This window comes from Terriglobia bacterium, assembly GCA_020073085.1.
GTDB lineage: Bacteria > Acidobacteriota > Terriglobia > JAIQFV01 > JAIQFV01 > JAIQFV01.
Genome location: JAIQFV010000020.1, coordinates 12617 through 35748, shown reverse-complemented (window position 1 = coordinate 35748; position 23132 = coordinate 12617). Strand labels below are relative to the sequence as shown.

Annotated in this window: 13 protein-coding genes and 1 tRNA gene; 7 read left to right on the top strand and 7 right to left on the bottom strand. The window is 57.3% G+C overall.

The annotated features are described in order from the left end of the window. The first annotated feature begins 771 nt into the window (after positions 1 to 771). Both LAO21_17850 and LAO21_17845 read left to right on the top strand, forming a co-directional pair. Positions 772 to 3009 (top strand): PASTA domain-containing protein, encoded by a 2238-nt coding sequence (locus LAO21_17850; protein MBZ5554584.1) that lies wholly within the window; start codon positions 772 to 774, stop codon positions 3007 to 3009. A 7-nt stretch (positions 3010 to 3016) separates the two neighbouring features. Further along, positions 3017 to 3580: a hypothetical protein gene (locus LAO21_17845; GenBank protein MBZ5554583.1), complete on the top strand. Its 564-nt coding sequence runs from the start codon at positions 3017 to 3019 to the stop codon at positions 3578 to 3580. Positions 3581 to 3760: 180 nt separating this feature from the next. Here LAO21_17845 and LAO21_17840 read toward each other — a convergent pair whose 3' ends face one another. Together LAO21_17840 and LAO21_17835 are read right to left on the bottom strand one after the other, a co-directional pair. Beyond that, positions 3761 to 4327 carry a flavin reductase family protein gene (locus LAO21_17840; protein MBZ5554582.1) on the bottom strand — a complete coding sequence of 189 codons (567 nt, stop codon included), beginning with the start codon at positions 4325 to 4327 and terminating at the stop codon, positions 3761 to 3763. Between the two features lie 338 nt (positions 4328 to 4665). Then, entirely contained in the window at positions 4666 to 7203 is a 2538-nt protein-coding gene (locus tag LAO21_17835; protein MBZ5554581.1) for an ABC transporter permease, read from the bottom strand. Between the two features lie 679 nt (positions 7204 to 7882). On the opposite strand from LAO21_17835, the gene LAO21_17830 reads away from it, so the two are divergent. After that, a tRNA-Ala gene (locus LAO21_17830) sits at positions 7883 to 7959 on the top strand. 92 nt (positions 7960 to 8051) lie between these two features. On the opposite strand, the gene LAO21_17825 is transcribed toward LAO21_17830, so the two are convergent. The 5 genes from LAO21_17825 to LAO21_17805 form a co-directional block, all read right to left on the bottom strand. Next, complete coding sequence (locus LAO21_17825; protein ID MBZ5554580.1) at positions 8052 to 9167, bottom strand: site-specific integrase; 1116 nt, start codon at positions 9165 to 9167, stop codon at positions 8052 to 8054. Beyond that, positions 9142 to 9336 carry a hypothetical protein gene (locus LAO21_17820; protein ID MBZ5554579.1) on the bottom strand — a complete coding sequence of 65 codons (195 nt, stop codon included), beginning with the start codon at positions 9334 to 9336 and terminating at the stop codon, positions 9142 to 9144. The genes LAO21_17825 and LAO21_17820 overlap by 26 nt, the downstream gene beginning before the upstream one ends. Positions 9337 to 9385: 49 nt before the next feature. Next, complete coding sequence (locus LAO21_17815; GenBank protein ID MBZ5554578.1) at positions 9386 to 9622, bottom strand: helix-turn-helix domain-containing protein; 237 nt, start codon at positions 9620 to 9622, stop codon at positions 9386 to 9388. 351 nt (positions 9623 to 9973) lie between these two features. Beyond that, positions 9974 to 10408 carry a hypothetical protein gene (locus tag LAO21_17810; protein ID MBZ5554577.1) on the bottom strand — a complete coding sequence of 145 codons (435 nt, stop codon included), beginning with the start codon at positions 10406 to 10408 and terminating at the stop codon, positions 9974 to 9976. Next, the gene (locus LAO21_17805) at positions 10383 to 11213 is read right to left on the bottom strand and encodes a helix-turn-helix domain-containing protein (protein ID MBZ5554576.1); all 831 of its coding nucleotides are present in this window, start codon (positions 11211 to 11213) and stop codon (positions 10383 to 10385) included. Before LAO21_17805 ends, LAO21_17810 begins: the two co-directional genes overlap by 26 nt. A gap of 96 nt (positions 11214 to 11309) precedes the next feature. On the opposite strand from LAO21_17805, the gene LAO21_17800 reads away from it, so the two are divergent. From LAO21_17800 to LAO21_17785, 4 genes are all read left to right on the top strand, one after another. After that, positions 11310 to 12230, top strand: coding sequence for a hypothetical protein (locus LAO21_17800; GenBank protein MBZ5554575.1), 921 nt, complete (start codon positions 11310 to 11312; stop codon positions 12228 to 12230). A 961-nt stretch (positions 12231 to 13191) separates the two neighbouring features. Continuing rightward, complete coding sequence (locus LAO21_17795) at positions 13192 to 14271, top strand: DUF262 domain-containing protein (GenBank protein ID MBZ5554574.1); 1080 nt, start codon at positions 13192 to 13194, stop codon at positions 14269 to 14271. A gap of 746 nt (positions 14272 to 15017) precedes the next feature. Next, positions 15018 to 20297, top strand: a complete 5280-nt coding sequence (locus tag LAO21_17790; protein ID MBZ5554573.1) for a DEAD/DEAH box helicase — start codon at positions 15018 to 15020, stop codon at positions 20295 to 20297. Continuing rightward, the gene (locus LAO21_17785) at positions 20294 to 23131 is read left to right on the top strand and encodes a DEAD/DEAH box helicase (GenBank protein MBZ5554572.1); all 2838 of its coding nucleotides are present in this window, start codon (positions 20294 to 20296) and stop codon (positions 23129 to 23131) included. The genes LAO21_17790 and LAO21_17785 overlap by 4 nt, the downstream gene beginning before the upstream one ends. Position 23132: the final 1 nt, after the last annotated feature.

Here is a 23132-nt window from a genome sequence, read left to right as displayed (position 1 = left end):
AGGCCTCCGTCGCCCTAGCACTGCTCCTCGAACGGAGACACGGAAATCTCAAAACTCCGGGCAGTATCGAATCTGAAAAACAGCATATTTCATGCCATTTCCGAACCGCCACCTTCTGATTGAAACTCAAGAGTTTGTTGAAGGGGACGCAGTTCTGTGTCCATCAGAGAGTGTTCGAAAGTGAAATCATATCATCCCAGAACCGGACAGCGGAAGGCAGGATTGCCCGCAGATTGTAGCGATGCCTTGGGTGGTCTCCTTCGAAGGTCCGCGGTCAGCCTGCCCTGGGTTTGTCACTCCATCGAATCCAATACTGTCGGCGAAACTGCAGCGCTCCTGCAGGACGAAATTACCCTGGCCTCACCCGTGGGATTCTTCAGTCCCAACCCGCAGCCACACCTCACACCTCGGCAACCGATGTCTCCCTGACCTGCGGCGGCAGAGGAATGGTTCCTTTCCCCAGCTTGAAGCAAGATCCAGTGATCCGCCGGAAAACAGACAAACCAAGGCTTTCCAAACGAATCGCTTCGGGAACAAATCCGACTCGTCCCCATAATTCCTCATCCCTATGAGTCCATCGACTCCGTTCTTCAATTTCGCAATTCGAACTCCGCATTCCGCAATCGAATGCGCGATTCGCACTCTTGACACTCTTGATGCAGCGAGCGTACAGTCGTTGGTAAAGCGGCAATGGATTCGAGATATCGAGGATTCGGCGCCCGATTTCGTTTTCTAAACATCACGGAAGAACTTCAACGAAAAGAGATGGGGATGAGGGCAAGAATCTCTTCCGAAACGAAGCGAAGGGGTCTTTCTATCCATGCCGGTCAGGCCGGACTATGGATCGGTTTCGGATTCATCGGCTTGGTCCTCCTTTTCATTTTATTTCTTAGCGGCGTCATTGAAGGCGCTCCCCCGCAGCAGAAACAAGCGAAGTCGAAGGATTCCATCGAGAAGTTGGAAGTCGCGCCGCAAAAGCAGAAAGTCGCGAACCTCGCTACAGCCCAGACCACCGCTGTAGTCCCGGACCTGCGGGGCCAAACACCAAAGCAGGCCATGGCGACCCTGCGCCGCGCTCATCTTGTTCTGGGAGAGGTCACCTATGGAATCTACGGCGTCCCGGCCGGCCAGGTGGCAAGACAATATCCTCCGCCCCGCGAAATTGCGCCGACAGGCAGCGCCGTGGCAGTTTGGGTGGCTCGCGAGCCCCCTCCCGGGCAACTGTCCACCCCGGTACCTAATCTACGGGGTCAAACGCCCGATGGGGCGCGGAAGACCTTGCGGCAGGCGCACCTTGTGCTGGGTGAAATCCAATACGGGAGTTACGATGCCCCGGCCGGTCAAGTGGCGAAACAACAGCCGCCGTCCGGCGAAAATGCCCCGGCGGGCAGCGCCGTGTCAGTCTGGATCGCTCGCGGGTCACCTCACGCGCCGCCGACGACCCCGGTCCCGGACCTACGAGGCCGTACGGTCGATGAAGCGGCAGCGATTCTCCGTAGGGCTCATCTCGTGATGGGCGAAGTTTATTTCGGCAACTATGACGCCTCGCCCGAACGAGTGGCGAGACAACGGCCGCAACCCCCTGAGAGTGCGCCGATGGACAGCGCGGTGGCGGTCTGGGTCGCTCGCGGGCCCAACCTCACGCCTCCACCGCCGAAACAATCATCCAAACCCCGCCCTGGAAAGCAACCGGAGAAACCGCCACCGGGTGAGCCTGAATCACCGTCAGGGACGAAGGGACCACCCGAGAAACGTCCGGACAGCAACTTGGTGCGCGTTCCCAATCTTCACTCAATGACACCGGTGGCGGCCAAGGCAGTATTAGCACAGCGCAGCTTGCAGTATGGGGGAGCTAAAGAGATCATAACGGACCAGGCGCGGCCGGGCACCATTTTCGACCAGCGGCCACAACCTGAAACCCTGGTTCAAAGGGGCACCCCCGTCCAGGTGGCTATCGCTGCTGCCAAGCCCGCTGTACCGACCGTAGAGGTCCCAAACCTGGTGCAGGAAAGAAAGGAAGAAGCCCTGCAACGGTTGCAGAATGCCGGGTTGCAGCCGAGTGACTCCGAGATCAGAGAGGTGGATTCGGAGGAAGAAACCGGGGTGGTGGTGTCACAATATCCGCAAGCAGGCACGCAGGTGCGGCTTGGGACAAGCGTGAGTTTCGAGGTGAGCAAGCAGATCATTCACTCCCTCATTTTGCGACCCAACCCGACAAACGCCCTGCCGGGGGAGGCGGTGACCTTCAATGTTGAACTCATTCCCCCGTTTCCCGGCGCGACATTTCAATTCACCTTCGGCGAAGGCGAGCGCACCGGCGAACTGGATGTGCCCGAAGTAACCCACCAGTACGCCGACGATGGCGACTATGTGGTGTTCGCTACGGCCACGCTCGGCCACAGGCAAGTCATCAGCAACCGGGTCGAGTATCCCGTGCACGTCGCGCGCCTCGATGTCACCTTGCTCTCCACACCGAGCCATCCCAGGGAGAACGAGCCCATTCAATTCCATGCGGTCGTGACCCCGTCCACCCAAGCTGGCAGAGCAGTCTACAATTTTCACTTTGGAGACGGCACACCGGTCGAAGCGTCAGACTCCCCCAACGCGCAGCATTCCTATCGCCAGGGCAATCAATACTCGGCATGGGTCACGGTGCGCACCATCCACGAGCCATTGCCGGGCGGCGGGAGCGTCCATGAGCATTTTTACACGAGCGATCCTATTCAGGTGGTGATCGCACCGGCTCAAATCCCTGCATGGGGTATCATCGGAGCCATCCTGGGTGCTGTGCTTCTGGCCGGCGCGGGAACTTTTTCTGCCTACCGGTGGATACAGATGCAGAAGCTGAGCCTTCGCGTTGAAAGAGATGCGGGCCGACAGTGGCCGCAGGGGCCCGATACTCCGATCGCTTCCAGCAGCTGGCAGTTCCGCGTGGTGCACCCGGCCGGGGACCAATCAACGACTTCTCATGGCCCCCTATGCACCAGAATCGAGAAGATCCATGAATGAAGATCAGATGAATCTAAGGGATTGCTTCGCGCTGCCCGACAACACCCTGCCTCCGGCGTCACGTACTGCCGTGGAGTCCAGCCGGTTCATGCCCGCCCTGCGAGAAGCGCTGGCCAAGGGGTCGAAGGCGATCAAGTGGGATGCCGTCTCGGATGTGCTCGCGAAGAAGATTCTCGAAACACTCGACGTGCCTCTCCTCGACATTCTTCTCCCCGCCTGGAAGAAATATCGGGAGGTCGAAGAGTTTGCAGATCCGGGGAAATATCCTCCTGCGGATACCTATCTGGTGTCCCTGGCGGAGCACTCGGTAAAGTCGGAGCATCACCCCTGTGTGGAAGTACTCTTCAAGGGAGCGAAACTGACCCAAATCGACTTCACCCTGACGGCGGAGTTCACCTTGGAAGGGTTTGTCCTGCAAATCCAGGGTGGGAGGATCAAGGCCATTCGGCCCGGCACGATCAAGGGTCAAGGCTCCCTGGCGCTGGAGACGACTGTCGTGCTCGAAAAGGACTTCGGGTCCATTGAGCTTCCGGGAATGCTACAGCTGGGTGAAGGAATTCCCCTGCGGTAACCGCTTGGAGTGCGGAACGCCCCGTACCGCTTTCTATCCCTGATTTCATCCATTCGGCCCGCCTGGCACGTCCCCGCTTTCTCTTCGTGGCCCCGAAATGCGCCCCGAAGGCCGCACTCCACGGGCCCGATGAACAACGGAATGATCCAACCTTCAAATTTGCTGGTTGGGGGTTTGCTGTTATGGAGCAGGTTTGATCACTCCCACCGGGGTGGCGCTCAGGCGTTGACCGGCATCCTCGTCGGCATAGGCGGACACAATCTCTCCAAAGTAGACGCGGTGGAAATCGCCGGTGGTGTAAAACTCCTCGCGCACCGCCTGGACCAGCGCGTCGGGCTCCAAATCATTCCGATGCAGGGTCCGACACTCGTAGTGCACCAGGCATTCCTTGATGACGGGAGGGCGCACCTCCCGGCTCGGCATCGGGGTCAAATGCATTTCTTGGAACTTGTTGTGATCCCGTCCTGATACAGTCCCGCAATGGCTGACCGCCGCCGACAGTTCCCGGGGAGGAACATTGACGGTAAAATCCCGGACCTCCTCCAGCCGGCTGTACGTGTGGCGCGAAGGTCTCACCAGCACAATGAAAACGGATCGCGACCAGATGGAGCCAATCGTTCCCCACCCGATGGTCATGACATTGGGTTTCCCGTCCGCGCCCAGGGTGACCAGCAGCAGTCCGTCTTCCCGCATACGCTGGATCGTCTGGGCAAAGTAATCCGTGTACCGCACCAGTACCTTGGCCATAAGAGATTCACCTCATGAATTATTAGGAACAGCCGCTAACCGGTGAGATCTTACACCGCAGAGGTGAAAAAAGCAGGCGGCACCAGACATGCGGTTTCCGCAAGTCTGCGAGTGGCGATACTTCCTGAATGGCCTCGACAGGTCTGATTCGTTGATTCGGCATCCCTGACGCTCTCGGGCTTGCGGAACCACCCGAAATCGTCTGACCCCGCGAATCATTTTTTTTCCCAACTTTGGACTTTGGACTTTGGACTTCGAACTGGAAACTGCCTTCCCTATCCCCTTCTATCACCTATCATCCATCTAATACCTGCTTCTCTCGACCCCTGACCCCGGCCTTATTCATACCGCAATGCGGCCATCGGATCGAGGCGGCTGGCGCGAAGAGCCGGAAGGTACCCCGCGACGCAGGCGACGAACACCAGTCCAACTGTGGCCAGGGCCAGGGTTGAGGGGTCATGGGCCGTCAGTCCAAAGAGCTGGCTCTGGACCGCCCGCATCACACCCAACGAGAAGGGCACGCCGACGGCCACACCGATGGCGACCAGCAACAGCGCATCGCGCATCACCATTCCGATCACATTCCTGGGCTCGGCTCCCAGCGCCATCCGAATGCCGATTTCGCGCCGTCGCTGGGATACAGTGTAAGCCATCACTCCGTAAAGTCCGATGACCGCCAGCAGGGTTGCCAGGAAACCGAACACCGTCGACAGGCTCGCAATCATCCGTTCGGTGGTGAGCGAGTTGTTGACTTGGGCCTCCATCGACCGCATCTCATAGATGGGCAGGTTCTGATCGAGGTCCCGCACCTTCGCCCGCACCGTCGGCATTAACTGATTCGGATCGACGGCCGTTCGCAGGTAAACGGTCATGCTGCCCATGAAATGACTCCCGTAATAAGGAATGAAAGCCTGCGGCGGAATGTCATCCCGCAGGTTCGTGTACTTGATATCCTTCACCACCCCGATGATTTCCATGTCCGTGCGCGTCCCCGGATCGGTCCCGAATCCGAGGTGGTGACCGACGGGATTTTGCCCTTGAAAATAGCGCCGTGCAAACTCCTGGTTGATCATGACTGTGGTCGGGCTCCAGTCCTCGGGCTGGGGGCCGAATTTCACTTCGTGGTTGTCCTTGACGGTAAAATCGCGGCCCGCGACGATGGGCACGCCGAGGGTCGCGAAATAGTTCTGACTGATCTGATTCATGTAAGGCTGGGCATGATCATCGGGTTTCCCGGGCGTGTACCCTTCCACTGTCATTCCACTGTCCCATTCGTTGTTTTCAAGAATACGCATCGAGGCCAGGCCCACCGATTGAGCCCCTGGAATTGAACTGAGGCTGTCGGTCAACTGCTGATAAAAAATCTTCTGGTCTTCGACCGAGTAACCGCCAAGCGACGGGTCAATGTTGAATCCCACTAGCCGCTCCGCGGAAAAGCCCGGGCCCAGGCGGCTCAGATTATTCAGACTGCGGAGGAAAAGGCCGGCGCCGATCAAAAGCAGGAGGGAAAGAGAGACCTGGGTGACGACCAGCGTCTTGCGCAGTCCCCCATGCCCGCCGCCCACAACGGACCCCGCCTGATCCTTTAAGGTCTTCCCGATATCCGGCTTCGTCGTCTTCAGGGCCGGCACGAGACCAAAAAGGAGTGCGGTCAATATGGTCACCGCCGAGGTAAACAGAAGAATTCGAAAATCAGGCACCGTTGAGATACTTAATCCCCCGGAGTCCGCCGGGAGATAGATCGCCATGAGCGCCCTGTCAGCCCAAAAAGCCAGGGCGAGACCGGCGAGACCGCCGACCGCGGAAAGACACAGTGTTTCCACGAGGAGTTGAGAAACAATGCGTCCCCGGCTCGCGCCCACCGACAAGCGCACCGCAATTTCCTTTTGCCGTCCGGTCGCCCGGGCCAGCAAGAGGTTTGCCAGGTTGGCGCAAGCGATCAGCAGCACGACCCCGGTGATGGCCATCAGCACCCACAGCGGCGTCGAGAGCTCCTGGCGGAAATAGGACCGGCCCTGCGACCCGGACAACACGTCGATCCAGCATTTGAGAAATTGCTCCCGATCATAGGTCGAGGCACGGCTGAAGGCCGGCTCGCGCACCTCCATTTCGAGCATCGAATGCATGAACGGCTGCAGGGATGCTTTGGCCTGTTTCTGCGTCACCCCCGGCTTCAGGCGTCCGAACGCATTTACCCAACGGCTGCGGCGGTCCGTGAGCATTTCCATGGGAACGATCAAGACTTGTGGCTGCATCATGACCGGAATGAACAGCTTTGACGTATAGCCCAATTCCACGCCATCAAAGCCGGCTTGCGCCACTCCGATCACGGTCATATCGTGCTTGTTGACCGTCACCGTTTTTCCGAGGATCGCCGGATCGCCGCCAAACCGCTGTTTCCAAAAATTGTAACTCAGGATCACCAGGGGGTGCCCGTTGGGGAGGCGATCGTCTTCCGGCGTAAACGGACGTCCCAGGACCGTGGTCACCCCGAGCACGTTGAAATAGGTACCTGATACCAGCTCCGCTTCCACGCGCTCCGCCTGCCCTCCGAAGGTGAGGTTCACCCGGGTCGGGAAGCGGCAGAACATGCCCGAAAAAACCTCGTTGTGATCCTGAAAATCACGGTACATCGGATACGAGATCGCGTTGCCGCCCCAGTTGTTGCCGTAATGGCGGCCGCGCATGGTGAGCAGCATCAGGTGTTGCGGATTCTTTACAGGCAAGAGCCGGAGCAAAACCTGGTCCAGCAGAGTGAAGATGGCGGTATTCGCGCCAATGCCGAGTGCCAGGGTCAGTACCGCCAGGGCGGTGAACAGCGGATCCTTCAGAAGCACACGGACGGCATACCGAACGTCGGCCAGAAGATGGTCCATTCGCGTCAACCTCCGGGGAGATTCATCCACTTAGACGAAAAAACCCGGCTGAGGTTCCGCAGAATTTTCAACTGCCCGCCAAAATTTTTCGTAGATTTCGGACAGGATCGAATTTCCTTGAACAATATAACGCGGAGCCGCAGTAGACGCAGAGAGTTCGCGGGGTGCCGCAGCCAGGCGTTCTTTGTGGGTGCCGCAGGCATACGCTCTTTGTATGCCTGCGAACAAGCGAGCATGTGGAAGGCCCCGGGTGGGGGTCCCAGAAAACCCCGGGTGCCGCAGGTATACGTTCTTTGTGGGTCCGAGGCAGGCCTTGGATGCCGCAGGCATACGCTCTTTGTATGCCTGCGAACAAGCGAGCATGCGGAATGCCCCGTGTAGGGGTCCCCGGAAACCCCGGGTGCCGCAGGCAGGCGCTCTTTGTATGCCTGCGCGTGGAAACGCGTCTCCCGTAACCATACACCAGATGTTCCGGACGCCTGCGGTACCCGCGAAAGGGCCTCGGGCGGAGGCCTGAATAATCATCATTCGCAGGCATGCAAAGAGCGCATGCCTGCGGCACCCGAGACTTTATTCAAGCCCTGGTTCATCGCTCCACAACGGACCCGCCCTGAAAGACCCGCGCACTTCTTGCAAAACTTCCCTACATCGAGTAGTATGCTGGTCGCTCTGCGAGAGTGGGCCTGTAGCTCAGTTTGGGAGAGCGCATGACTGGCAGTCATGAGGTCGTGGGTTCGAGCCCCATCAGGTCCACCAATCTTCTTCAATCCTTTCATGGGCTTCCCCGTTCTCCCCAACTCAGCTTCCTTCCCACCATTCCATTTTGACATGTAAATTGTCATGTAAACCTACTGAACCAGTTCCTCTAGCGTGAGATTGTCCTCGGATGCGGTAACGGCGGGGCTCGCACAAAGCTTGTTCAACTCGGCTCGTTGAAAATCAATTCTCTGCAACGAATATCGCTTCGCCATCGACGGATCAGAGTGCCCCATCACCTCTTGCATCACCTCAACATTCATTCCCACCAGTTTGGCCCGGGTCCTGTGGGTGTGGCGCAGATTGTAGATGGGGAAATATGCCACCCTGGCATCCTTGAGGGTTTTCACCCACGCCTTCCTGGGAGCACTCAGATGCTTCCCTGGCTCGACGGATGAAGGAAATACCCATTCGGAGGCAGAATCAGCCTTCCTGCGCTTCAGGATTGCAATGGCGGCATCATTGAGAGGGATCTCTCTGATGCCTGCTCTTGTTTTGGAAGCCACAATCCCGATAACCCCGAGATTCAGGTCCACGTTCTCCCAACGCAGTGGTAGCAGTTCCTTTTGGTAACGCACCCCGGTATTCAGAACAAGCTCCACGATGTCACGCAAGAACTCCGGGGCCTTGGCGCAGATTTTTCCCTGTTCAACGAAGTCCATATAGTGAGCTTCCCGGCGCTGCTCCTCTTCGGGCAATAAACGCGGCTCTAACATCCGCACGGGGTTTTTGATCACCCATTCCTTCTTCCAGGCAAAAGTAAACAACTTGCCCAGTGCGGCAATTTCTCGGTTGATGGTCGCGTTCTTAATCCTTGTCTTGCCCTCAGAATCATGCTTGGGCGACGCCTGTTGACGTTGGGTTCGATAGGTCTCAACATCCTGAACAGTTATTTTTCCAAGCTTCATGGCCCCAAAATGTCCCTTCAGGGTGGGGAGGTTGTACTTGTAGAATCGTTGGGTTCCCACACTCTTCCGGGGGACATATTCTTGTTTGAAGATTTCAACCGCGTCTTCAAATTTCATTTGTTTGGGTGATACATTCAATCCGTTGGCGGTGGCACCTTCGCGCTGCTTGAGCACCTCCTTGGCTTCCCGTTTAGGCTTTCCCAGTTGAATTCCTGTTGATTCAAAGAACTGTTTTTTCTTCGAGGGGTCCCACCAGTTGATCCACCAGTATGGACTACCCTTTTTTCTGAATACGCCCATAGGATTTCTTTGCTCCTTTCTGCTTAAGTTTTTGTTTGAGCTGACGATTCTCCCGAAGCAGATTGAAGGCCCACTCAACAATTGGAGGAATCGGCACCAACTCCGCTTCCCATCGAGCCAGCGTGACCCTGTGAACATGGGCGCATCGAGCAAATGCTTCCTGCGTCATGTCGAGGGAGTTCCTGAGCCGCCTGAGAGTGTCGCCAGTCATTGTAACATTATGTTACATCACCCGTTGGGCGTGTCAAGCTTTTTTCTCCAGCGACCGATGCTTCACTGGAGTTGGTTTGAATCCACTCTTCGATAGCGATCACGTCAAACCTCAAGCATCTTCTTGAACCGTTTGGCCTCACGCAAGGAATCTTGCCCATGTGCGCCCACTGGTAAAGAGTCCCCTCCGTAAACCCAGTCCATTCAGAAAGCTCACGAATATTGATAAGCCGCTTTTCGATCATTGATGTTTTCACCTCGATTTAATTGAGCAACGAAGCTTACGATCTGGAGGAAAATCTGAATTGATTTCTCAGCCTATGGCTCCGAAGGATTGCTCTACAAACTTCGATATGTTCGTTCTTGCAGATGTATCGCACCTGCCTTCCACTTGGTGCTTCTCCATGTCGTCAGTAGAATTTCTTGATTTCAGTTGTCACCACACCCAAAAACTTGGCCAGAGCCAAGCCTCCAAGGGCCAATCGCGGACTTCATCCCCGTTCAGGTCGCCTCAGCCCTGCTCCTCGTGATGCTTAATGGACTACTGAGTTTGACACCCCGATTCCATTTCTGAAAAACCACAAGATGAAATGAAGTCAAAGACGTTCACCTTCCAAGCGACTTTTACGTGCCGACTCGGTCGCAGCTTGGATGTAGTTCTTAACCCAGTGGGACTGCGTGAAGTAGAACGATTTTTCCGTTTCCTGGGATCGTGCGATGGCATCGAGGCCGCCGGCACTCAGGATGGCAGCGGCCGTGACTGGATCAAAGGCGGGAGGGAGTTCGTAGTCAAGGGTGATGCCCTCCTTGCCGCGGGGATCCGTTTCACCAAATGGTTGTAGTCTTGCCTTGATGCGGCGCACCGGATTAGTTCCCCATTCGGAGATGAACTTGAACACGCTGTCCAACGCCGCCTTCGCGTGCGGTTCCAACCAGGCGCGGTTAATATCTCCCGGCGCGGGAAACGTCGTGATCGGTGAGAGATCCTTGCACGCGCGATCGAGCTCAGTGGGGTGAATGTGGTTCAACATGAGCGCGTAGGCGGCGAGTTTCTTCTCGTTCAGTTCCCGGTCCAGCGCGTGGCTCCAGAGATTCATCCACCGGGTGAGTACGCTCGAGAAATCGCCGGCTGGCTTCGTCGGTTCGTTGGGCTCGCTGTTGAGCAGGACTTGCTGTTTGTTTTCCTGTTCCATTGTTGCCTCCGGATGAGAATTGCTTCATGTAACGTATCCAGGTGCCGACGGCCGCTTTCCAGTCAACCATCCGGGTCCCTCCACGCAGGATCCAGCCGCGGGTCTCATGGTGGTCTATGAACGCAGCCGCCTGCTCCTCGGCCTCGGTAGGCCCCAGTCCCCTATCGCTCATCTCAAACCAGACATCGTCGTCCTCGGGGGGCACGAAATCGTTCTTTCGCGGTTTATTTCTGGTTCTTGGGGGTTGTTTTAATATTTCCACTGATGGTTCGGCGGACACCCTTGTCCCCAGGGGGGAGGACACCGGTGTCCTCGGGGCGACTCCTGTTGTCCGTGGGACCGTCTGAGGGCGTCCGTCCTGGGGGGCCATCTCGTCACGTCCGATTAGGGTGACGGCATATAAGTTTGTCCCCCCTCGGCCGCGGCCAACAAGGGTCGAAATCTCCCCGGACCTCTCGAGTACGCGAAGAAGGCGCCGAACAGTGCGTTTGCTCAATCGAGTCATTTTGGCTAACCGAGACTCACTGGGCCACGCGCCTGTTCCGTCGTCATGAGCATGGTCGGCGATCGCCAACAGTAGGACCAAGGCGTTACCCCTGTGCTGTGAAAACTCCCAGACTATTTTCGCGACTTTGATACTCACCGTTCGATCTGAGCCTCTGGCTTTTCAGTTGGCTTTGGAGTAAATACTAAGCGACATTCACAGTCGAACTCCCACGCTAACGGTCACGAGTGTCCGATGAAGGCACCCCTTAAGTCAAAAATTCCTGCTGCACGCGGTCGGGAAGAAAAAACCGGCGAGATCCGTTTCTGGAATCAGAACATGGAGTGGTTTATCGATCAGGCGAAGTGGGCTGGAGACCTTTGGAAGATGAAGGATCTCAAAGGCTGGTTTGATCTGCCGCCTGAGGTTTTATTGACGAAATTTGAGTCCACCATCAAAAGTGCTGGCCCAAAGTTCAGCCGCTCACCATTGATTATTCTAGGCGACCCAGTTGGGACACTAGAGTTTTACCTTTTCTTCGCAGGGATCCGAGAGGATCTGCTCGAGTTGTCCCAAGCACGTGGTCAATCTAAATTCAGAAAAGCATTTCACTTTGCTTTCCCAGGAACACTCGACTGGGCATTTCGGGCTCTCCGCAGATTCAAGGAAAAGCGTCACGCCATTAAACACTCGCTATCGATGAGGACTCTGCTGGACTACGTCGGACCATATGAGACCCAAGAAGAACTCAGAAGGAGATGCATTGACGGACCTTTTTCCAGTTCCAACTGGCTCAACAAGAGGGGTCGGAATCGGATAAGGCTGAGCTCGAGTATTTACGAAAATTTCCAATTAACACTCCGACATGTGGACATCGCCCGCGTTCGACAATGCTCTTTCTGCAAGGAGGCCTATTGGTTGGTACGTGCCGACAAAAAAACCTGCTCCGAGTGTCGTGTCAAGAAGTGGCGCAAAAGGAATCCCCAAAAAGCAAAGAAGATACAGGCCCGCGCAGAAAGGAAGCGCAAGAAAAAGAGGAAGGAACAAAAAGAGGAAAAATTAAAGAGAGGAGGTCAGCTTGTTGTTCCAATTGAACAAAGTAAATTCCAAGTACGCCCAGATGCCATTCGGCCAGGCGGCCGCAAGCCTTACCGCAAGAAGAAGAGAAAAGAATGACAAAACGGACTCGAACCTCCAACCCTTAAGTTAACAGATGCGCAAAGGGTTTCTGCGATCGATGGCGACAATGTGAGATTAACCAATGTTTATACACCTGCCGTGAGGTTTTCTCGCCTTTGCTGAGGGTGACCAATTGCGACGTTCTTGATCTAGGTGTGCACCAAAATGGTAACCAAATTTTTTACTCTAAAATGGTGCCCCTGAGTTCACCGCGGCCCTTCACTTCACAAGATTCCTTCAGGCGCGTCCTAGGACATGTCTGCGCGATGGCGAGGCATTCTCCGCGTTGATCTTGGAATAACGAATCTTCTTGCCCCCGATTCGGCGCAACTCAAACGGTACCAGTTCCTAGAGGATCCCTCCCGCATCATTTGAGATGAAATCTGCTTGAATCGAAATCTCTTCGGGGAGTAGAATTCACTCGTCGCCAGCCGCCCCCGGGTCGGCCCCCGAGATTGTTCCGACGGGCTGGCGCTTGATGCTTCCTTACATGCGATCCCATTCCACGAACTGAACGGTACAGAAGAGGTGCGGGAGGACGGAATGATTAGGCACGTGAGTGTTCGCGTATTGTCCCGTTGTCTTGCAACGACTCCGTATAGGAGGGCTCCAATACCTGCCGGATGCAAGAGCTTCTAAATCACAGAGAAGTGAAGTCCACGATCCGTTAGCAGCAGATACGGATGTACTGAACCGAGGTGGGCGTTACCTGTGCAGGCTGGGTGACTGTCTTTGAGAATTATCGCAAACGTTTGGACGGAAGCCATATAAGATGCACGCTAAAGACAGAAATGCCCCCAATCCTTTGACTAAAGGGGGCTTGGAAAAGCTTTCCATCGGAGATTTATCAGGAGGGAAAACTATGATGATGGGGGTATCTGGAAACCTTATATTTATAAGTTGGGCAGACAGATAGCTATCAACTGCCAGAGCGCGAACACATGAGAGGAAACCTAACATGGCAAGCCTGCGCCCCACCAAAACCGTATTCACGATAGCTCAGTTCCTCGACTGGCAGCGCTCGGGAATACTCGAGCTCAAACCGATCTTCCAGCGTAGGGAGGTCTGGAAGCCGCCGGCAAAGTCCCAGTTCATTGATAGTATTGTGAGAGGGTATCCCATTCCCATCATCTTTCTACGTCAAGTTCAAGACCTGAAGAGCCTCAAGATGACTATGGAAGTTGTTGATGGACAACAACGCCTCCGCACGCTGATCTCATTTCTCGATTCCTCTGCGCTACCGGACTATGACGCAGCAAAGGATGACTTCATGGTACGTCAGGACCACAATGAGTCCATTGCGGGCAAGCGCTTCAAACAGTTCCCGGACTCAGTGAAACACGACATCCTTGACTATGAATTGAGCACACATGTATTCCCATCATCGGTGGGCGATGATGTTGTCTTCAGAATCTTTGCGCGTTTGAACTCCACAGGACTGCGTCTCACGCAGCAGGAGATTCGCAATGCGGAATACCACGGCTTCTTCAAGAGCCTGGTGTATGAGTTGGGGTTCCAGCACCTTGACACGTGGCGACGCTGGCGACTATTCAGCGACGACGCCATCGCGCGCATGGAGGAAGCGGAAGCCGTTTCTGAGTATCTTCTTACCATCCTGCACGGCATCACAGCGAAGAAACAAAAGGCGATTTCTGATTACTACCGGGAGTATGATAGTGGGTTGCCGCATGCCGACATTCTTCAGCAACGCTTCCGGACGACTCTTGATAGTATCAACTCCGCTGCTGGAAGTATCTTAGCTGACACCAGTTTCTCCAGACCCGCCCTCTTCTACTCGTTGTTTGGCGTGGTCTACGACCACATGTATGGCATTGGGTCGCCATTGACCAAGGGCACGCCAAAAGCCAAACTGCCGTCATCATTGGATCAGAACCTTGTGAAAGTCAGCGACAGGATTCGTGCGAAGACCCTACCGACGAAAATCCAAGACGCAGTTGAGCGTTCGACCGGTGACAAGGTACGCCGAGATCTGCGCCATGTATTTCTGGCGAAGGAACTCCACCTTGCAGCCCATTGAAGCACTCTCGGAGTCATTCCAACGGCACATTGATCGCTTGGCCGGTTGCGTCGAAAGACTCGAGAAGCATCTCGTTAACCGCGAGGTCTCGGTCACCGACGCAGAGTTGCTTTACACGTCTGCTTTCCTCTCTGTATGCGCCAGGTGGCAGTCCTTCATGGAGGACAGTATAATCGAAGCCTCATGTGGTCGCGAAAGCCGCAGTCGGACGAACTACCGTCACGTGGAGTTTCAATCACGTGCTGCCCTACGCCGTTTGTTGCTTTACCCTGACAAAGACTATATCTCCCTCCCATCGCTCAAGCAGGGGATTGCGATGGCTTCCCTGCTTGTGAATCAAGGTCGGCCACTCAGTCAAATAAGTGAGCCCAACCAAACCCACATCCAACAGGCGGTTTGGATACGCAATGCCATTGCTCATCAGAGCGACCACTCACTTCGCGTGTTCCGAGAGAAGGTGCCGGGGGTATCTACACTGCCTCACCCCCGTCGCCGCCCTGGCCCCTTCTTGCGGACCGTGTTTCGCTCCTCACCAACACAGCGTCGGTACGAGATCTACTTCACCGCCTTCAAGAGTGCTGCGAAAGAAGTGATGAAGGCGTGGCAATGAATAACGACAGCTTAATCCCCAACCAACCTGTCGATCGTATGCGGCAAGCAGCGCGCGCCACAAGGGCTTTCGATTCACACCGTCGACGTTTCATTGTAGAGATTTAATCCAGAACGGCATAGTCAGGAGCAATTGGATGGACGTCTTTGATCTCAGATCGCGGCTGGTTGCCGACTATCAAAGCTATACGCGGAGCTTCATCAAGATTCGGGACCCCCGGATTAACCAGCATGTCGACAACGCCCTAAATGCAGGGGCGTTCTGGCCTGAGCCGCTTCTCCAGCTCAATCCGACGTTTCTCCCCAGCGGGACCATCGATGATTTGGTGGGGCAGGGTGTTCTGCATACCGAGTGTGCCCGCATCTTCCGTATCAACAAATCCGACTCCGATCATAGTGGCGCAAAACTTATCCTTCATGAACACCAGCGCTCGGCGATCGTCAAGGCCAAAGAGGGGAAGTCTTATGTCCTGACCAGCGGTACGGGGTCCGGAAAGAGCCTTACCTACATCGTGCCGATCGTGGACCATGTCCTCCGCAACGGTTCGGGACGTGGCATTCAAGCCATCGTGGTGTACCCGATGAATGCATTGGCGAATAGTCAGGAGGAAGAACTCAAAAAGTTTCTCGAGAAGGGATATCCTGAGGGTCAGTCTCCAGTTCGCTTCGCCAAGTACACAGGGCAGGAAAAAGGCGACGCCCGCGAATCGATCAGGAGCAATCCGCCGGACGTTCTACTCACGAACTACATGATGCTCGAGCTTCTGCTCACGCGAACCGAGGATCGCGAACTGGTTCGGGCCGCGCAAGGTCTGCGCTTTCTCGTCTTTGATGAACTCCACACTTATCGGGGACGCCAAGGGGCGGACGTGGCGCTCCTGATCCGGCGATGCCGGCAGGCCTTCGGTGGTCACGACATCATTTGCATCGGAACATCGGCGACGATGGCCAGTGGCCGATCCACGGACGACCAACGACGCGAGGTCGCGAAAGTAGCTCAATCGCTTTTCGGAGTGAAATTTGGACCGGAGCAAGTCATCGGCGAGACATTGGAGCGCTCGACGCCTGAGGTCGATCTCACAGACAACCGGGTGATCGAGACGATCCGGGCTGCCGTCACGTCTGACGCCGCCCCCCCAGAGAAGTACGACGAGTTCCGTCTCCATCCTCTGGCATCATGGATCGAGTCCACGTTTGGGGTTCAGGAGGAAGAAGGGACCAAGAACCTGATCCGCCAAGCACCCCGCCGACTTCAGGGCGACGAAATCGAAAACCAGAAGAGTGCGGCGTCGGAACTCGCCGACCTGACCGGCACTGACCCCGAGCAATGTCCAGCAGTCCTGCGCCGCTTCCTCCTGCACGGAGCAAATCTTCGTCGCAGTGAATCGAGCCGCTTCCCCATCTTCGCCTTTCGGCTGCACCAGTTCTTCACCCGGGGGGATACAGTGTGGTCCACGCTCGAGCCTGAGGATACACGTCATCTCGAGATGGCGAAGAAAGCAGCCAAACCAGGCGAACCCGACAAGCCGCTTTTTCCGTTGGTCTTCTGTCGACATTGTGGCACGGCCTACTATCGCGTGACGGTGGTCTCCAACGAGCAAGGAAAGATTTTGCTCCCACGCGAGGACCGCCGCGAAAGCATCGATGACGGAACCAGTGATGCCTACCTGTACGTCTCTAAGGACGCACCCTGGCCGCGAACGGAAGGTCAAGCTTTCCTCGAGCGACTGCCTGACTTTATGAAGGAGACGACCTCTCAGGGCGTAGAGCGCGTTCGTCCAGACTCACGGGTCGATGTTCCCGAATCTGTCTTCGTCGATGCTGCGGGGCGGATTTCTCGCGAGGGTGAAGGAATGCCGGCTGCCCTCATCCGTCGCAACTTCCTCTTCTGTCTGGAGCCATCTTGCGGCGTGGCCTACACTAGGAGCCAGCGATCAGAGCGCAACAAGCTGGCGACGCTGGGTGTCGACAACCGAAGCACCGCCACCACGATCCTGGCCGTCCGCTCGCTTATCGAACTGCAAGGAGATAGAGACCTGAAGCCGGAGGCACGCAAGCTCCTCAGCTTTACAGACAACCGCCAGGACGCTTCCCTGCAGGCGGGCCACTTTAATGACTTCGCTCAGGTTGCCCTTCTGCGGTCAGCACTGCACAAGGCAACGCAAGAGAGAAGCCCTGTTGGTCTTACTCACGGCGAGTTGTCGCGAAGTGTCTTCGATGCGATGCAATTGCGATTCGACGATTATGCGGCAGATTCCGAAGTGCGCGGCCCCGCCAGGAATGCGACGCATGACGCTCTCCGCCGCGTGATTGATTACTTCCTCTACCGGGATCTTCAGCGCGGATGGCGCGTGACCGCTCCCAATCTCGAGGACTGCGGGCTCCTAAAATTCAATTATGAAGGACTAAGTGGTAACGAAGGGCTGCTCGGAGAGGCCGAGCTCTGGAATACCGGGTTCTCGGTTCGGGAAGGCCGCGAAGCCGAGCAATTGATTGATACCCCAACAGCACTCCGCTTGTGTCCAGTCGTGACACGGGAGGAGATTCTCCGTACGCTTTTGGATGTGATGCGCCGTTCCCTGGCGGTGAAGGTTGATGTCCTAGATCCACAGAGGCAGCTCGATCTCGTGGAACAGACCAAGCCTCGCCTGCTCGAAGATACAGTCTGGTATCTCGAGGACGCCCGCGGGCTGACAAAATCCGAAGTGGCCTACCCGCGGTCCAAGCGCCAACAAGACCGCTATGGCTTCTTCATTTCATCTTACGGTTCCTACGGTCGCTACCTCAAGCGTTCTCTTGCAACACATCTTCCAGATGGTCACAGGCTCGGCCGTCCCGAGGTCGATGAAGTCATTCGGTTCCTATTCCTCGCCCTCAAGCGATATGGCATTGTTGAGCAGGTCCGCAGCGGCCGTGATAACGACGATCCAGGATACCAAATGAACGCAGACGCGCTCCGCTGGCTTCCTGGCGATGGCGAGATCCGCCCGATCGACCGCACGCGGTTGCTCGAGGCCGGAGAAATCCCGCCGGAGGTCAACCGCTACTTTGTCGAATGCTACCGACACTTCGTGGACCTCAAGTGCGTGCTTGAAGCCCGCGAGCACACGGCACAGGTCGCCTCCGAGGATCGGCAGGAGCGGGAAGATCGGTTTCGAACCGGCGATCTACCGCTACTATTCTGTTCGCCGACGATGGAACTGGGTGTCGACATTGCCCAGTTGAATCTCGTCAACCTTCGCAATGTCCCACCGACGCCGGCCAACTACGCTCAGCGCAGCGGTCGTGCGGGTCGTGGCGGACAGCCGGCGCTTGTCTTTACTTACTGTGCGGGTCGTAGCCCCCACGATCAGTACTTTTACCGGGAACCGAGCAAAATGGTGGCGGGCTCAGTGGCCCCGCCGCCAATCGATCTGCGCAATCGCGATCTGATCCGGTCGCACCTCAACGCGATCTGGATGGAGGTCGCCAAGCCGGATCTCGGTAGGACACTCACAACAGTTCTGGACCTTACTTCGTCCGACGGCAAGCTCCCCTTGCCCGTCAAGGATGTTCTGAGGCAGGAGTTACACAACCCGGCCCACCACGCAGCAGCGCTTGCGAAGGCGAATCAGTTAATCGCGGGTATACGCGGCGAGCTCGAAACGACGGTATGGTTCGACGAGAACTGGGGAGCAGAGGTTCTCAATCAGGTTGAACGCAGCTTTGATTCCGCCTGCGAACGCTGGCGAAGCCTGTATCGTTCCGCCGTGCGCCAGCGCGAACTGCACCACAGGATCATCGGCGATCACGCCAGGCCCGAGATCGAGCGCAACCACTCGCGTCGTTTGCGGGCGCAGGCGGAAAGCCAGATCCGATTGCTCACCGAAGCCGAGGGCATTTACGAGGGCGACTTCTACTCTTACCGCTACTTCGCTTCGGAGGGCTTCCTTCCCGGCTACAACTTCCCGCGGCTCCCACTGTCGGCCTATGTGCCCGGGCGACGGCAACGGAAGGGGCACGATGAGTTCGTCTCCCGTCCACGATTTCTCGCCATCTCCGAATTCGGCCCGCGCGCCCTGGTGTATCACGAAGGCGCCCGCTACCGCGTGTACAAGGTCAACTTGGATTTCGGATCGGACGACATCGAGGCCACGCACGAGCTCGTGACAGCGACGATGAAGCGCTGTCCGAAATGCGGCTACGCGCACATGGAGCAGGGTATCAACCTGTCCGAGTTGTGTGACCGCTGCGGTGTGGCTCTTGACGGAACAGCACGCATCGAGAATCTCATCCAACTCCAAAACGTGAGTCTGAAGCTCGCCCAGCGCATCACCTGCGACGAGGAGGAGCGGCAGCGCTTTGGCTACAAGCTCGTTTCGTCCTACCGGTTCCCGGAGATTGGCGGCAAGCTGGACCGAAAGGATGCGGAGGTGTTTTGCGACGGCACTCTTGCCCTGAGACTCAGCTACGGCGACTCAACCGACCTCTACCGCATCAACTTGGGCTGGGCAAGACAGCGCGGGACGCAACCTCCTGGTTTCAACCTCGACCTTGAACGTGGTTACTGGTCGCGCAATCAGGCAGACGAAGAAGACCAGGACGACGCCACGGCACAATCGCGGTTACAACGGGTGGTGCCTTACGTGAAGGATGCCAAGAACGCTCTGGTGATGCGTTTCGAGCCGCCTCGGTCCGGCCCCGAAATGGCCGGTCTTCAAGCCGCGTTCAAGCAGGCGATTCAGCAGAACTTTCAGCTGGAGCCACGAGAGCTCTCATGCGAGCCCATGCCGTCGGCCCAGGACCGCCAAGAGATCCTCTTTTACGAGGCGTCGGAAGGTGGCGCGGGAGTGCTTCGGCAGCTTGTTGAGGATCCGGCGGTGCTGCCCGTTCTTGCGCGCCGGGCGCTTGTGATCTGCCACTACGATCCTGACGCCTTGGAAGATCGCGGAGCAAGCCACTGCGGCAGAGCATGCTACGAGTGTCTCCTCGACTACGGCAACCAGCCGGATCACAAAGATCTCGATCGTGCGCTCATCCGGGATCTAATGTCCGAACTATCGCGCGCCGAGTGCCGCCCGGCAGGAGGTGCAGGCTCTCGTGCGGAGCGCATGATCGCACTGCGCAAACGCTGCGACAGCCAGCTCGAGAAGCGTTGGCTCGACATGGTGGACGAGCTCATGCTCCGGCCGCCGACCGATGGGCAGTACAAAATTCCCGGCTATTTCAGCCAACCTGATTTCTTTTACCGCGAGCACAACGCGGCAATCTACATCGACGGGCCACCGCACGATGGGGCCGATAAGATTCGTGATGACGACGGCACGACGCAGGCCTTGAAAGAGATGGGCTACATCGTTATACGTTTCCACCATAAGGCTGACTGGCTCGCGATCTTCCTTCGTCACCCAGATATCTTCGGAGTCCCTCGCACATGAGTACCGCGTCACTATCCAAACCCGGAACCCTGGTCCATGCCCGCGGCCGTGAGTGGGTCGTTCTGCCCGACTCTACGGACGACCTCCTGCTCCTCCGCCCCGTCGGCGGGCTCGACGAGGAGATCACTGGTGTCCTCCCGGTGGTAGAGCCAGTTTCGTCTGCAACGTTCCGGCTTCCAAGCGAAGCGGACGTGGGCGATTTCACCTCGGGACAGCTCCTGCGGGACGCGGCGCGCCTCTCGACCCGCGCTGCCGCGGGACCCTTCCGTAGCTTCGGCCGCATCGTCGTGGAGCCTCGACCTTATCAGCTCGTGCCACTCATGATGGCGCTCAAGCTCGACCCGGTGAGACTGCTGATCGCCGACGACGTGGGAATTGGCAAGACAATCGAAGCATGCCTGATCGCCCGCGAACTTCTGGATCGGGGCGAGATCCGACGGATGGCTGTGCTTTGCCCACCGCACTTGGCCGAGCAATGGCAACGCGAGCTGGCCGAAAAATTTCACATCGAGGCCGAGCTGATTTTGAGCAGTACCATCCAGCGCCTGGAGAACGAGATCAGCCGTCGTGATGAGTCTGTCTTCGACCGCCATCGCTTTACTGTCGTCTCCACCGATTTTATCAAGACCCCTCGTCACGCCGAGGACTTCATCCGCAAATGCCCCGAATTCGTGATCGTGGACGAGGCCCACGGTTGCACGCTGGCGGGCGGTGTTGGGCGCGGCCGACAACAGCGTTTCGAACTCCTTCGCCGCATGACCGAAGACCCGGCGCGGCACGTTTTGCTTGTCACCGCCACGCCCCATAGCGGCAACGAACAGGCGTTCCGCTCGCTGTTGAGCCTGCTCGATGGCGAGTTCGCCGACCTGCCCTTGGATCTCGACCGCGCCGGCCTCGAAGGAATACGCCGTAAGCTTGCCCGCCATCTCGTGCAGCGCCGGCGAGCCGACATCCGCCACTACCTGGAAAGCGACACCGCCTTCCCTGAGCGAAAGGACAAGGAGGCCACATACACCTTCAGTAAGAACTACCGCGTGCTCTTCGATGACATCGTGGCCTTCGCCCGCGAGTACGTGTCCGAGGAAGGCGGTAGCCAAAGCCGCCAACGCGTTCGATACTGGTCGGCCCTGGCACTCCTCCGTTGTGTCTCATCCAGTCCCGCTGCAGCCGCAGCGACCTTGCGCAGCCGCGCCGCTGTAGATCAGGCCGAAGACGAGGACGTGGACGAGATTGGTCGCCGAACGGTTCTTGACCAGGGAGATGATGATGACAACGTCACCCTCGACTTCAGCCCGGGTACCGATACGGAATCGAGCAAGGAAACCACAAGACGCAAGCTTCTGGAGTTCACTCGCCGTGCCGAAGCCATCAATCCCGCTGACGATCTGAAGCTTCAAGGTGCAGTCCGCGAAATTAAGACGCTGCTCAAGGATGGTTTCCACCCGGTTGTGTTCTGCCGCTTCGTTGACACGGCGGAGTACGTCGCCCTCCAACTGCGTGAGGCACTGCCGAACACGGTAAGGGTCGAGTCCGTTACCAGCCAGCTTCCCCCGACGGAGCGCGAGGCGCGTATCGCCGCTCTGGCCGCCGACCCCGGCCAGTTCGTGCTCGTTTGCACCGACTGTCTGTCGGAGGGCGTCAACCTCCAAAAGCATTTCAACGCCGTGTTGCATTACGACCTTGCCTGGAACCCCACGCGCCACGAACAGCGCGAAGGTCGGGTGGACCGATTTGGCCAGGAGAAAACCGAGGTGCGTGTCGTTACCTATTACGGTACCGACAACCCCATCGACGGCGTGATCCTCGATGTGCTGATCCGCAAGCACAAAAGCATCAAGAGCGATCTTGGCGTCACTGTTGCGGTGCCTGGCTCCAGCGAGCAGATTGCAGAGGCGTTGTTCGAGGGCGCGCTCTTCCGCGAGAAGACCAGATCGGGAGGCCTCCAGCTTAATCTCGACTTCATCGAAAACCTCGCGCCGAAGAAACAGGCCATCCATGCTGAGTGGGAGAACGCCCGCGACCGCGAGAAGGCGAGCCGCTCGCGCTTTGCCCAGCACACCCTGAGCCCGGAGGCGGTTGCGGCCGAGCTTCAGAGCGTGCGAACCGCCATTGGTCGCAGTGAGGACGTCGCTCGATTCTTTGGGACTGTCCTTCAGGCGGCGACGGTTCCAGTACAAGTAAAGGGTAACGCCGTGACCATCTTTCTCAGCAATGAAGTCCCGCGTGCTTTGCGCCAAGCCATCGCGCTCGACGAACCATTCACAGGCCGCTTCGATCTCCCGCTTCTTGATGGAGAGATCTATCTCGGTCGCACGAGCCGGGTGATCGAGGGTCTCGCGAGCTGGACGCTCGATCAGGCGCTCGACCCGGTGGCGCGTGACAGCCGACCGGTGGCATCGCGCTGCGGCATCGTCTCCACCTCAGAAGTGACCATACGCACCACCCTTCTGGTGGTGCGCTTCCGCTACCACTTGCAGATCGCTGGATCCGATATGGCAACCATTTTATGCGAGGAGATCGCCCCCCTGGCCTGCACAGGCCCAGCAGATGCGCCGCAGTGGTTGAAGACGGAGGACGGCGAACGGCTGCTGGCATCGCGTCCTGATCGAAACCTCACTCTTACCGCAGTCAACCAGCAGGTTGGTTTGCTGTTGCCTGCGCTGTCCAAGCTCCAGATCTCGCTCGTGCCGATCGCGAACGAACGCGCAGCGGCGCAGCTTGCCGCTCACGAACGGGTGCGCGAAGCCTCACGCTCCAAAGGTCGAGTGACCATTCAGCCTGTGCTTCCCGTGGACATCCTCGGAGCCTACGTTCTATTGCCGAGGTTAAATTAGC